10 protein-coding genes are annotated in these 12,312 nt (G+C 69.9%); 6 read left to right on the top strand and 4 right to left on the bottom strand.

Features of this window, described 5'->3' with window-relative positions:
• The first annotated feature begins 76 nt into the window (after positions 1-76).
• The 4 genes from P7V53_RS04210 to P7V53_RS04195 are packed head-to-tail and all read left to right on the top strand — an operon-like array spanning position 77 to position 3,345.
• A complete protein-coding gene (locus P7V53_RS04210; protein WP_280154227.1) occupies positions 77-769 on the top strand; it encodes a DUF484 family protein in 693 nt (230 codons plus the stop codon).
• A 13-nt stretch (positions 770-782) separates the two neighbouring features.
• On the top strand, positions 783-1,727 hold the full coding sequence (locus tag P7V53_RS04205) for a tyrosine recombinase XerC (protein ID WP_280154226.1): 945 nt from the start codon (positions 783-785) through the stop codon (positions 1,725-1,727).
• Positions 1,728-1,742: 15 nt separating this feature from the next.
• On the top strand, positions 1,743-2,924 hold the full coding sequence (locus P7V53_RS04200; RefSeq protein ID WP_280154225.1) for a class I SAM-dependent methyltransferase: 1,182 nt from the start codon (positions 1,743-1,745) through the stop codon (positions 2,922-2,924).
• A 16-nt stretch (positions 2,925-2,940) separates the two neighbouring features.
• Entirely contained in the window at positions 2,941-3,345 is a 405-nt protein-coding gene (locus tag P7V53_RS04195; protein WP_280154223.1) for a hypothetical protein, read from the top strand.
• Between the two features lie 72 nt (positions 3,346-3,417).
• Here P7V53_RS04195 and P7V53_RS04190 read toward each other — a convergent pair whose 3' ends face one another.
• From P7V53_RS04190 to P7V53_RS04180, 3 genes are all read right to left on the bottom strand, one after another.
• Positions 3,418-6,480 (bottom strand): S8 family serine peptidase, encoded by a 3,063-nt coding sequence (locus P7V53_RS04190; RefSeq protein WP_280154222.1) that lies wholly within the window; start codon positions 6,478-6,480, stop codon positions 3,418-3,420.
• Between the two features lie 24 nt (positions 6,481-6,504).
• Positions 6,505-7,197, bottom strand: coding sequence for an NF038120 family PEP-CTERM protein (locus P7V53_RS04185; protein ID WP_280154221.1), 693 nt, complete (start codon positions 7,195-7,197; stop codon positions 6,505-6,507).
• A gap of 232 nt (positions 7,198-7,429) precedes the next feature.
• Complete coding sequence (locus P7V53_RS04180) at positions 7,430-7,933, bottom strand: Lrp/AsnC family transcriptional regulator (RefSeq protein WP_280154220.1); 504 nt, start codon at positions 7,931-7,933, stop codon at positions 7,430-7,432.
• A gap of 138 nt (positions 7,934-8,071) precedes the next feature.
• Here P7V53_RS04180 and glmS point away from each other — a divergent pair, with 138 nt between their 5' ends.
• Both glmS and P7V53_RS04170 read left to right on the top strand, forming a co-directional pair.
• Entirely contained in the window at positions 8,072-9,946 is a 1,875-nt protein-coding gene (gene glmS / locus P7V53_RS04175) for a glutamine--fructose-6-phosphate transaminase (isomerizing) (protein WP_280154219.1), read from the top strand.
• Between the two features lie 204 nt (positions 9,947-10,150).
• Positions 10,151-10,528 carry a VOC family protein gene (locus tag P7V53_RS04170; RefSeq protein ID WP_280154218.1) on the top strand — a complete coding sequence of 126 codons (378 nt, stop codon included), beginning with the start codon at positions 10,151-10,153 and terminating at the stop codon, positions 10,526-10,528.
• A gap of 77 nt (positions 10,529-10,605) precedes the next feature.
• On the opposite strand, the gene P7V53_RS04165 is transcribed toward P7V53_RS04170, so the two are convergent.
• The gene (locus tag P7V53_RS04165) at positions 10,606-12,258 is read right to left on the bottom strand and encodes an amidohydrolase family protein (protein WP_280154217.1); all 1,653 of its coding nucleotides are present in this window, start codon (positions 12,256-12,258) and stop codon (positions 10,606-10,608) included.
• Positions 12,259-12,312: the final 54 nt, after the last annotated feature.

Here is a 12,312-nt window from a genome sequence, read left to right as displayed (position 1 = left end):
CTCCCAAGCCGGCCACCAAGAGGCCCCTCGTGACCCCGGGGGATCGGCCGTCGTACTCGCCGGACGAGGGGCTGTCATGAGCACGGTCGCAGGCATCCAGGGCATCACCGAGCACGACATCGCCAACTATCTCGCGAACACCCCCGGGTTCTTCGAGCGCCATGCCGAGCTGCTCGGGTCGATCCAGCTCACCAGCCCGCACGGCCAGCGCGCGGTGTCGCTGCAGGAGCGGCAGATGGAGCTGCTGCGCGACAAGCTCAAGGGCATGGAGCACAAGGTGATGGAGATGATCCGCCACGGGCAGGAGAACGTCGCCATCGCCGACCGGCTGCATCGCTTCACGCGCGCCATCATGCTCACCGGCAACGCTGCCGACCTGCCCGATGTCGTCGTCGAGCAGGTGATGCACCAGTTCATGATCCCGCAGGCGGGCATCCGCATCTGGGACGCGGCGGCGGCATTCGCGACGCTGCCCTTCGCGCGCCCGGTCAGCGAAGACGCGAAGAGCTTCGCCTCCAGCCTGGGGCTGCCGTATTGCGGACTCAATTCGGGCTTCGAGGCCGCGCAATGGCTGGACGACCCGGCCTCGGTGATGTCGATCGCGCTCATTCCGCTGCGCCACGGCGCGGGCCTCACCGCCTTCGGCATGCTGGTACTCGGCTCGCCCGACCCCACCCGCTATTCGTCCGACATGGGCACCGAGTTCCTGATGCGCATCGGCGAGATCGCGAGCGCCGGCCTGTCGCGGCTGCTGCCCGCGCCGGCCTGAGGACACGAGCACAGTGACGTCCGCGGCCGAGCTGCAGCCCGACATCCGCGAGCACCTGCAGCACCTGCAGGTCGAACGCCGGCTCGCGCCGCGCACGCTGCAGCTCTACACCGATGCCTTCGAGCGCCTGCAGCGCCTGGCGTCGGCAGCGCCGGCAGTGGCGCTGCGGCAGGCGCAGCCGCATCACCTGCGGCGCTGGACCGCGCAGCTGCATGGCGAGGGCCTCGCGCCGCGCAGCATCGCGCTGATCCTCTCGGCCTGGCGAGGCCTGTACCGCTGGTGGGGCCGCGAGGGGCTGGTGGCCGCCAACCCGGTGGACGGCGTGCGCGCGCCCAAGGCGCCCAAGCCCTTGCCCAAGGCCCTGTCCGTCGATGACGCCGTCGCGCTGGCCGACGCAACGGCGGACAGCAGCGACGGCAGCTCGCCGGCGCTGTCCGCGCGCGACCAGTGCATGGTCGAGCTGCTCTACGGCTGCGGCCTGCGCGTCGGCGAGCTGGTAGCGCTGGACCTCGGTGCTGGCGCGGCCGCGGCGGGATGGATCGATCTCGCCGACGCCAGCGCGCACGTGCTCGGCAAAGGCAGCAAGCGCCGCAGCGTGCCGGTCGGCGCGCCGGCGCTGAAGGCGGTGCGCGACTGGCTCGCGCTGCGGCCCGGCATCGCCGCGCCGGGCGAGACGGCGCTGTTCGTCAGCCAGCGCGGAACGCGGCTCACCGCGAGCCAGGTGCGCTCTCGGCTCAAGCGCCGCGCCATCGCCGCGGGACTGCCGACCCACGTGCATCCGCACATGCTGCGGCACTCGTTCGCGTCGCACCTGCTGCAGTCCAGCGGCGACCTCCGGGCGGTGCAGGAGCTGCTCGGGCACGCCAACATCACGACGACGCAGGTCTACACGCAACTCGACTTCGGGCATCTGTCCAAGGTGTACGACGCCGCCCACCCGCGCGCCAGAAAGCGCTGAACACCTGCTGCTTCCATGAAAGTGATCAAGCTACGCGACGGCAAGGAGCGCTCGCTGCTGCGCCGCCATCCCTGGGTGTTCCAGGGCAGCATCGCCACCGGCCGCGCCGACAGCGGCGAGACGGTCCGGGTCGAATCCCACGACGGCCAGTTCCTCGCCTGGGCCGCGTACAGCCCCACCTCGATGATCCGCGTGCGCGCCTGGAGCTTCGACGAGGCCGAGCGCATCGATGCGGCGTTCTTCCAGCGTCGCGTGGCGCAGGCGCTGGCCATCCGCGCGCGCCTGCCGATCGCCAGCGACGGCGTGCGGCTGATCCACGGCGAGGCCGACGGGCTGCCGGGACTCATCGTCGACCGCTACGGCGACATCCTCTGCGCGCAGTTCCTGTCGGCCGGCACCGAGCGCTGGAAGGCGACGATCGCCGACCTGCTGCTCGAGGCCACGGGACTCACGCGGCTGTTCGAGCGCAGCGACTCCGGCGTGCGCCAGCTTGAAGGCCTGCCCGCGGCGAGCGGCTGGCTGCGCGGCGAAGGCGCCACCGACGTGACCATCCGCGAGCACGAATGGAGGCTCACGCTGGACGTCGCCGAAGGCCACAAGACGGGCTTCTACCTGGACCAGCGCGACAACCGCAAGCTGTTCGCCGACACGGTGCGCCACTTCGGGTACGAGCGCGTGCTGAACTGCTACTGCTATACCGGCGGCTTCAGCGTGGCGGCGCTGGCCGGCGGCGCGGCGCAGGTCACCAGCGTCGATTCATCGGCGCCGGCGCTGGCGCGCGCCAGCGCGCACGTGGCACTGAACGGGTTCGATCCGGCACGCCACGAGGCACTCGACGCCGACGTCAACCAGACGCTGCGCGATCAGCTCAAGCAAGGCCGCCGCTTCGACGCCATCGTGCTCGATCCGCCGAAGTTCGCCCCGACCGCTGCCCATGCCGAACGCGCGGCGCGCGCCTACAAGGACATCAACCGGCTCGCCTTCAAGCTGCTCGAGCCGGGCGGCGCGCTGTTCACGTTCTCGTGTTCGGGCGGCGTGGGCGCCGAGCTGTTCCACAAGATCGTCGCCGGCGCGGGCCTCGATGCCGGCGCCGACGGGCTCATCTACGCGCGGGTCGGCGCGGCACCCGATCACCCGATGACGGTGACGTTTCCCGAGGGCGAATACCTCAAGGGCCTGATGATCATCAAGCGCTGACCACGAGGACCTGCACATGAAAGCGACTCCCCTCCTGCTCGCCGCGAGTCTCGGGCTGACCGCGGCCTGTGCGGCGCCGGGCATCCAAGCCGACAAGGGTTCGATGCAGGCGCTGATCGGCGATGCCGCCTGCAGCACCGATGCGCAATGCAAGACCATGCCCGTGGGCGCCAAGGCCTGCGGCGGTCCGCAGTCGTACCTCGCCTGGTCCTCGGCACGCACCGAGGAGGCCGCGCTGCGATCAATGTCCGACGCGAGCGCCGAGGCCGATCGCAAGCAGGCCGAAGCGAAGGGCATGGCATCCACCTGCACGGTGGTGCCCGACCCCGGGGCCTTCTGCGACATGAGCCAGCCGACCGCCGGATCGCCCGGCAGCTGCCGTCTGCGCTCCGGCAAGGGCGGCGGTGCTCTGGCCCGCTGACCGCGGCCGCGCCATGAAAAAGGGCCGCTCGCGCGGCCCTTTGCCTGGTGGGGTGAAAGACCGCGCTGCGGTTCAGCGTGCGTCCACCGACACGACGGTCGATCCGAGCGCCGTGCCCGCGCCGTCCGTGTACCGCAGGACGCCGAGGTAGCGGCTGCCCTTGGCGACGTTCCACGACGTGGCCACGGTGGCCGTGCCGCCCAGCGTGACTTGCGAGACCTTGCCGGCACGCAGCGACTGCTGGCCGACTGCGGGTCCGACGACCCAGCTCGACAGCGTGTAGGTCGCGTTGCCGCCGGCCGGCGCGAAGCCCAGCACGCAGGCCGAGTAGGTGCCCGCCGCCGGAGCGGCAAGGTGGACCAGCTCGTCCGAGGTCGCGCTGCCGCTGGAGCCGACCAGGGTGCCGGTGCCGTCGGCTCCCTTGTAGACCTCGAGGTCGAGGTCGCTGCCGTCGCCGCCTTGCGTGTCGCTGTTGAACAGCGCGAAGCGCGCGGCCAGGGCGCCGGCCGGCACGTTGAAGTTGAAGCACTGCTTGGCGTTGGTGGCCACGGCCCCGCTGGTGCGGGTGGCCGCCACCAGGCCGGTGGCCCCGACGTTCAGCGTGCCGTTGTAGCCGGTCAGCACCGTGAAGGCCTTCCCGCCTGCTGCGCGCGTGTCGGTGACTTCGGCCGGACCCTTGAACAGGCTCGCCTTCAAGGTCACCGGGCTCTTCACCTGGTGCGGGCCATCGGACCACACGATGTCGCCGAAGGTCCAGGTGTTGACCGCCGCCGACGTGCGGACGAGGTTCACGCTGTAGCTTGCGCTCGCCCCTGGCGCCAGCGTCAGGGTGCTCGGCGTGATGGTCACGGACCAGCCGGGAATGGTGGCGTTGGCGGTGTAGGTCGACGCCGCGTTGCTGACGTTGGTGACGGTGCGGTTGATCGTGATCTTGCCCAGCACGTCGCCCGCGGTCAGCGAGGCGAGGTTCAGGTTCCACGGCGCGACGGAGCCGAAGTTCTGGCACAGGCTGTGCGACGGCGGAAGCGATCCGACGCCGCAGAGGAACTGCACGTACTCGACCGCGCCGGCGTCGTACACCAGGCCCGGGTCGGCGCCGACGGTCGGGTTGAGGTGACCGGCACCGTAGCCGAAGCGATCCGGATCGAGCGCACCGTTGGCCAGCTTGATGCCGGTGGCGGTGGTCATCAGCGCCGACTTGATGGCCGCGGGCGACCAGCTCGGATGCAGCTGGCGCAGCAGCGCACCGGCACCGGCGACGTGCGGGCTCGCCATGGACGTGCCTTGCAGCGAGGTGGCGGCGCCGGTCGGCGTGGCGCCCGCGACGATGGCGTCGTGCACGGCCTGGTCGGCGACGTTGTCGGCGACGTAGGCGGCGATCACGTCGACGCCCGGGGCCGAGATGTCCGGCTTCAGGATGTTGTTGTCGGCCAGGCTGGGGCCGCGTGAGGAGAAGTCGCCCATCACCGGCGCCACCACGCCCGCGACCTGGGTCGCCGGCGTGAACGAGGCCTTGGCGCCCGCCGTGGCGGCGTACGCGAGGACCGTCGCCGAGGCCGAGGCGGGCAGATGCACCGCGGGAACGACGTACGGCTGCAGGATCGTCGTATTGGCGGTGGACGGCGTGTTCTGGATGATCATCGCGCTGCCGCCGGCCAGCTTGACCGAGTCGGCCTTGTTGACCAGCACGTTGCCGCCGCGGATGCAGACGACCATCTTGCCGGCGACCTTGGCCGGGTCGAGCGCGGCCAGGGCCGATGCGCCGGCGGTGGCGCGGTCGGCCGGGTTGTAGCAGCGGCTCAGCGCGGCCTGATCGGTCGCCGACAGGCTGGCGAACGGCACCGTGCCGGCGTTCTGCGCCAGGATGAGGTCGGTGGGCGGCACCCCGAGCGACTGGTACGACGGACCGCTGAAGGTCGACCCGGCCGTGTCGTTCAGCACGACGTTGGCCACCGTGAAGCGGTCATGCGTGGACGCCGCCACGGTCGTCAGCCACGGGCTCATGTGGGCCACCGTGTTGGCCGGTCCGCTGTTGCCGGCCGAGGTGGCGACGAACACGCCCGCGCCGACGGCGTTGAAGAACGCGACTTCGACCGCGTCGAGGTAGTTGGTGCGCGTACCGCTGATCGAGTAGTTGATGACGTCCACGCCGTCGGCGACCGCCTTGTCGATGGCGGCGACGCTGTCCGAGGTGAAGCAGCTGTTCTTGCTGACGCCCGGCGCGTCCACGTAGGTCCAGCAGACGCGGTAGGCCGCGATGCGCGCACGCGGCGCCACGCCGGACATGCGGCCGGCCGGGATGCCGTTGATCAGCGCATCGGCGTTCTCGTTGCCGCCGGCGGTGGACGCCGTGTGCGTGCCGTGGCCGTCCATGTCGCGCGGGCCGATGTAGTCGGTGGGCCACAGCGGCTTGCCGAAGGCGAGGAAGCCGGCGTTGAAGAACTGTGCCCCGATGAGCTTGTTGTTGCACATCGTCGCCGGATTGAACCCCTGCCCCGCAGTGCAGTTGCCGGCCCACTTGGCCGGTGCGGGGCCGTACACCTGCGTGCCCGCCTGGTAGTACGGCACCGGCCGCAGCGTGGCCGGATCGACCTTGTCGGAGAACGAGGCGTTCTCCGGCCAGATGCCGCCGTCGACGATGCCGATGATGACGTCTTCACCCTTCACGTTGCGCGAGCTCGCGTCGAGTACCGACCACAGGCCGCCCGGGGTGCTCAGGCCGAGGAAGGCCGGCGTGCGGGTGGTGTCCATCTGCCGCGGCTCGTCGGGCGTGACGGCGACGACGCCGGGCGCGCTCTTCAGCTTTTGTGCTTCGGCCGGCGTGAGGACGGCAGAGAAGCCGTTGAAGGCGACGCTGTAGCGATGCATCACCGCCGACGGGCTGACCTGCGCGATCGCGTTGTTGCGCTTGTTGTCCAGGTACTGCAGGTATTGCTGGACGTGCGATGCCTTGATGTCGAGCTTGCGGCCGGCAGGCGGCTGGGTGGCCGGCAGGCCTGGAACGGTGCCGCGATAGGCGGCGGCCGGCGGATCGGCGAGCTGGACGATGTAGGCCTGGCGCGCCACCGGCTGCGCGGCGGCGAGCGAAACGAAGGCCGTCAGGCCGACGGCCAAAGCAATGCGTTGGAATGTCATGGAAGGCTCCTGGGGGCTCTTGTCTCAGCCGCGCTCACGGCGGCGATAGATCGCGAACCCGGCAAGGCCGATGGCCAGCAGGGCATAGGTGGACGGCTCCGGCACGGCGACGACATTGATGTTGTCGAGCGAAAACTGCGCGAGGTTGTCGGCGGGGTTGGTGCAGCCGCCGGCCCCGTCGTAGATGCAGGCGAAGAAGGTGGCCGAGGCGAGATTGGCGAACGCGCCGCCGAAGCCGGTGAAGCTCTGGAACGAGAACGCGCCATCGGCGCCGCTCAGGCCGAGGTCCCAGCTGCCGGTGACGGTGGTTCCCCCGAGCGTGGTCGCCTCGACGACGATGCGGCCTGCGGACACGCCCGACTCGACCGGGATGGGACCGATGAAGCCCGCGTCGAAGCCATGCAGGTTGAAGCCCACGCCGAAGGTATCGGTGAGCGTGAGCGCGCCGTCGTTGAAGCCGCTGTAGAACTGGGTGGCATTGCCGCTGGGCGGGGTGAGCCCGCCGGCGAAGCCGGCCACCGTGTCCACCTGACCGCTGTCACGGTCGACGGTGAAGGTGTAGTGCGATTGCTGGAACGTCTCGCCCGAGAAGAACAATGCGGGCGCTGGTGGCGTGATCGTTTCGAGATCGAGAGGGCCCGCGTGGACGGGTCCGACCCATCCGACCCCACAAAAGACGACCCCTGACAGCACTCGCCGTAAGACATTGCAACGCATGGCGCTTCCTTTGCGGAGGAGGTTGATCCGACCCCGGAGCGTCCAGGAGTCCCGATGTCAGCGGGGTGATGGTTGCGGCGGGGACCCGGCAACGTTTTGTCAAGATTGCCGGTGGGCGGCCATTCTCCGAGTGATAGTTCACGAAGGTCATCCCCCTTATTCAAGGGGAGTGGCGCGTCGGACGGAACTTTCACAGGAAGGACTGAGGCTTCTCAGGCTGCGTCGGGAAGTCTCACTCGCGTTTGTCCCGATGGCCGGGAAGCGGCAGCCTGGTGTCGAACTTCGCGCGCCGGACGCTGAAGAAGCTTTTCACGTTGCGCACGTTCGCGTCCTGCGTGAAAAGCCGGTCCACCAGCGCGTTCCAGGCCGCCATGTCGGCCACGTGGAGGATGAGCACGAAGTCCGGCCCTGGCGACACGCGATGGCACTGCTGCACGGCCTGGTCGGCGACTGCGCGCGCCTCGAAGGCGTCGAGATGCTCGGCGCCCTGCCGATCGAGGGTGACCTCGGCGATCACGGTGAGTCCCGCGCCGAGCCGCTGTGGCGACAGGATTGCCACCCGCCGCTCGATGAGCCCGCTGTCCACCATGCGCTTGACGCGCCGCAGGCAGGTGGCAGGTGAGGTCAGCGCGGCCGCCGCGAGGTCCTGGTTGGACAGCGACGCGTCTCGCTGGAGCAAATCGAGGATCCGGTAGTCCACCTCATCCAGGGGGATGGTCTGATTTTTTCCGTCCATTCTTCGGCATTGTGTGAACTAATTCTTCATGCATCCGGGGTGCTGGCGATTTTCACCGAATCAGATCCAATTTCGAACCTTTATTTCAGACGAGCCTCCATACCATCCAGGCTCATTCGACTTCGAGGAAGGCATTCCATGTGCGGCATCGTCGGCGCGGTCAGCATCAGCACCCACAACATCGTCCCGGTCCTGATCGAGGGCCTGAAGCGCCTGGAATACCGCGGCTACGACTCGTGCGGCGTGGCGGTGCACCAGGACGGCGCCCTGCGACGGGCGCGCAGCACGGCGCGCGTGGCCGAGCTGGCGGCGAGCGTCAACGCCGAGCATGTGCAGGGCGGCACGGCCATCGCCCACACGCGCTGGGCCACGCACGGCGCGCCGGCCGTCCACAACGCCCACCCGCACTTCTCCCACGGGCCGCATGCGCGGCAGTCCAGCGCGGGCCGCGTGGCGCTGGTGCACAACGGCATCATCGAGAACCACGATGAGCTGCGCGCGGAGCTTCAGGGGCGCGGCTACCAGTTCGACAGCCAGACCGACACCGAAGTCATCGCCCACCTGGTCGATCACCTGTACGACGGCGACCTGCTCGACGCCGTGCAGCGCGCGACGCTGCGCCTGCGCGGCGCCTATGCCATCGCCGTGTTCTGCCGCGACGAGCCGCATCGGGTGGTCGGCGCGCGGGAGGGCTCGCCGCTGGTGCTCGGCGTCGGCACCGGCGATCGCGCCGGCGATCACTTCCTGGCCTCGGACGCGATGGCGCTGGCCGGCGTCACGGACCAGATCGTCTACCTGGAGGAAGGCGACGTCGTCGACCTGCAGCTCGGCAAGATGTGGATCACCGCGCGCACGCCGGGCGGCCGCTACGAGCCGGCGCAGCGCCAGGTGCGCACCGTGCACGCCCACTCCGGCGCCGCCGAGCTGGGCCCGTACCGCCACTACATGCAGAAGGAAATCTTCGAGCAGCCCAAGGCCATCGCCGACACCCTCGATGCGGTGAGCGGCATCTCACCCGAGCTGTTCGGCGACGGCGCATACCGCATCTTCAAGGACGTGGACTCGGTGCTGATCCTCGCCTGCGGGACCAGCTACTACAGCGGCTCGACGGCCAAGTACTGGCTCGAGAGCATCGCCCGGATCCCGACCTCGGTGGAGATCGCGAGCGAATACCGCTACCGCGACAGCGTGCCGAACCCGCGCACGCTGGTGGTCACGATCAGCCAGAGCGGCGAGACGGCCGACACGCTGGCCGCGCTCAAGCACGCGCGTTCACTGGGCATGAAGCACACGCTGACGGTGTGCAACGTGGCAACGAGCGCGATGGTGCGCGAATGCGAGCTCGCCTACATCACCCGCGCCGGCGTGGAGATCGGTGTCGCGTCCACCAAGGCCTTCACGACGCAGCTCGTCGGCCTGTTCCTGCTGACGCTGTCACTGGCGCAGGTGCGCGGCCATCTGAGCGAAGAGCAGGAAGCGCAGCACCTCAAGGCGCTGCGCCACCTGCCGGTGGCGGTGCAGGCGGTGCTGGCGCTCGAGCCCCAGGTGATCGCCTGGAGCGAGGAGTTCGCCCGCAAGGAGAACGCCCTGTTCCTGGGGCGCGGCCTGCATTACCCCATCGCCCTCGAAGGCGCGCTCAAGCTCAAGGAAATCAGCTACATCCACGCCGAGGCCTACCCGGCCGGCGAGCTGAAGCACGGGCCGCTCGCGCTGGTGACCGCCGAGATGCCGGTGGTCACCGTCGCGCCCAACGACACGCTGCTGGAGAAGCTGAAGAGCAACCTGCAGGAGGTGCGTGCGCGCGGCGGCGAGCTTTTCGTCTTCGCCGATGCCGACACCCGCATCGAGTCGGGAGAAGGCCTGCATGTGATCCGCATGCCGGAGCACTACGGGGCCCTGTCGCCCATCCTGCACGTCGTGCCGCTGCAGCTGCTCGCCTACCACACGGCGTGCGCACGCGGGACGGATGTGGACAAGCCGCGGAATCTGGCGAAGAGCGTGACGGTGGAGTGACGGCCTCCGGTCGCAATCAGCTGAAGAAAGCCATCAAACCCGCCACGTCGTCAATCCGGCCGGCCACCCCTGCAGGCTGGTCGCCATCGCACCGATGCCGAATGGATGTGCGTGCCGGTTTAAAGTCGCGGCCCGCAGGTGACGGATCGTCTGCGGTCGGCCGCGAGCGTCAGGCCTCGCGCCGGCCGCTCTTCAGGAGAACTCATGTTTGACCACGTCGTATTCGGAGTCAGCGACTATGCAGCGAGCAAGGCGTTCTTCCTCAAGGCGCTCGAACCGCTCGGCGTAGCGGTGGCCCTGGAGGGGCCGCTCGGCATCGAGCTCAGCCAGTCGAAGGGCAAGGCTTCAGCTTCGTTGTGCTTGTTCCAGACCGAGGAGAAGCCCGCGCGCCTGCACCTGGCGTTCGCGGCCGAGAATCGCCGGCAAGTCGATGCCTTCTATCGCGCGGCGCTCGAGGCGGGCGGCAAGGACAACGGTGCGCCCGGTCTGCGCCCGCGCTACCACGCGAACTACTACGCAGCTTTCGTCATCGGGCCTGACGGGCACAACATCGAAGCGGTTTGCCACGAACCCGAAGCCTGAGCCTTGAAGTCCGCCGAGCGCCCAATGTCCGGGACCTCGGCGGCGACGCTCTATGGAGGCGACCCGCGGCGTGTGGATCATTGCCCCTTTGGGGTCCACGGCCCGGGAGCCTCGAACACCGCTTGGCCATCGATCAGCGTCAGCAGGCTTCGTGTGGCCGGCAGGTCCTCCAGCGCTACCGTCAGGACATCCTGCGACAGCAGCGTCAGGTCGGCTGCCAGGCCGACCGCGATGCGCCCGCGGCGCTTCTCTTGCCGCTCGGCGTAGGCGCCGCCGGCCGTGTAGGCGAAGAGCGCCTGCTCGCGCGTGAGTTGCTCGCCTGTCGCGCCGTTGCGCAGCGCAAGCATGAGATTGAACCAGGGGTTGGTCTCCGGGCCGCGAGCGTCCGAACCCAGCGCGAGGGGTATGCCGGCGCGCAGCAGGCTCGCGAGCAGCGTCCGCGTCTGACTCACCGCGGGCGTGCCGGCCGGCGCGAGGTGGGTCGGGTTTTGCGTCACAACCACGCCCAGGCGGCGCGCCGCATCGAGGGTGTCGGGCCGCAGGCCGTCACCGTGCTCCACGCGCAGGCGCTTCGCGACCCAGGCAGCGTCCGGCGCGAGATCGCGCATGGCGCGCAGCAGGCGGTCGGTCTCGGCATCGCCGACGACGTGCAGCATCGGCTGCTCCGGGCGTTCGAGCGCGCGTTGCAGGATCTCGCGGAGTTCGGCGTCGGAGAAGTTGGACCGCCCGCGCCAGCCCGGCCGCCCTGGATAGTCGTCGCGGCGCAGCGCGTTCTGCTCGAGCGGCGTGCCGTCGAGCATCCACTTCGGCCCGTCGACGCGCACGCGCCCCGGCAGCGGTCGCGGCACGGCGTCCAACTCGGCCCATGCGGCAGCGAGGTCGCGCTGCCCCATGCCCCAGGCGTAGACCGTCCACTTCAACCCTTGCGGCAGGCGTGCCAGTGCAGTCGTGGTCAGCGCCGCCGTCTTTGCGTTGTTGATGAGGTGCACGCTGGTCACGCCCCAGCGCACGTAACGGTCGGTGGCCTCGCCGAACACGGACGCGAGACGCCCCGCGTCCGGCGGCGCCACGCGCTCCCAGCCCAGGTTCTCGGCGGCTTCGAACGCGCGGCCATCGAGGCGGCCGGCAGCGTCGCGCCCCCACCAGCCGCCGATTGGATCGGCGCTCTGCTCGCCGATGCCCAGCTGTGCCAGGGCCACGCTGTTGAGCAGCGTCCCATGCCCCCAGAAACCTCGGAGCATCACCGGCCGATCGGGCGACGCGGCGTCCAGGGCAGCGCGCCACGGGCGTCGGTCGTTGACGACGCCCGGCGTGACGAAGGCCGTGATCCAGCCGCTGCCGCCGCGCCTGGCCTCGGCGGCGATGGCGGCAAGCGCACTGTCGCCCGTCGGCCCCAGCGGCGCCCCGCCGGGGCCGGTGAGAGGCAGCGTCGGCGGCGTGAACAGCGGCAGCCCTGCGCCCAGGTGCACGTGCGCCTCGGTGAGCCCTGGCGTCAGCAGGCGGCCGCCTGCATCCACGACGCGTGTGTCGGGACCGATGAGCGGCCGGACGTCGGCATCGAAGCCCACGGCGCTGATCTTGCCGTCCTCGACCGCCAGCGCTTCGGCACGTGGGCGTGTCGGGTCGGCGGTGAAGATGCGCGCGTTGACGATGATCCACTGCGGCGCCCCGGCGGCAGCGGCGGGCAGCAGAGCGAGCAGCAAGGCGGTGAGGAGCGTCGGGGTGTACATGGCCGTTGCCTTTCGGGAGGTTTGGAACCCCGACAGCTTCGGCCGGACGACGCC

The organism is Piscinibacter sp. XHJ-5 (assembly GCF_029855045.1).
GTDB lineage: Bacteria > Pseudomonadota > Gammaproteobacteria > Burkholderiales > Burkholderiaceae_C > Albitalea.
This window is presented reverse-complemented; position numbering and strand designations above follow the sequence as displayed.

Coding starts and splice junctions, on each gene's coding strand:
- P7V53_RS04210 (WP_280154227.1), top strand. CDS start 77: ATGAGCACGGTCGCAGGCATCCAGGGCATCACCGAGCACGACATCGCC.
- P7V53_RS04200 (WP_280154225.1), top strand. CDS start 1,743: ATGAAAGTGATCAAGCTACGCGACGGCAAGGAGCGCTCGCTGCTGCGC.
- P7V53_RS04195 (WP_280154223.1), top strand. CDS start 2,941: ATGAAAGCGACTCCCCTCCTGCTCGCCGCGAGTCTCGGGCTGACCGCG.
- P7V53_RS04190 (WP_280154222.1), bottom strand. CDS start 6,480: ATGACATTCCAACGCATTGCTTTGGCCGTCGGCCTGACGGCCTTCGTT.
- P7V53_RS04185 (WP_280154221.1), bottom strand. CDS start 7,197: ATGCGTTGCAATGTCTTACGGCGAGTGCTGTCAGGGGTCGTCTTTTGT.
- P7V53_RS04180 (WP_280154220.1), bottom strand. CDS start 7,933: ATGGACGGAAAAAATCAGACCATCCCCCTGGATGAGGTGGACTACCGG.
- glmS (WP_280154219.1), top strand. CDS start 8,072: ATGTGCGGCATCGTCGGCGCGGTCAGCATCAGCACCCACAACATCGTC.
- P7V53_RS04170 (WP_280154218.1), top strand. CDS start 10,151: ATGTTTGACCACGTCGTATTCGGAGTCAGCGACTATGCAGCGAGCAAG.
- P7V53_RS04165 (WP_280154217.1), bottom strand. CDS start 12,258: ATGTACACCCCGACGCTCCTCACCGCCTTGCTGCTCGCTCTGCTGCCC.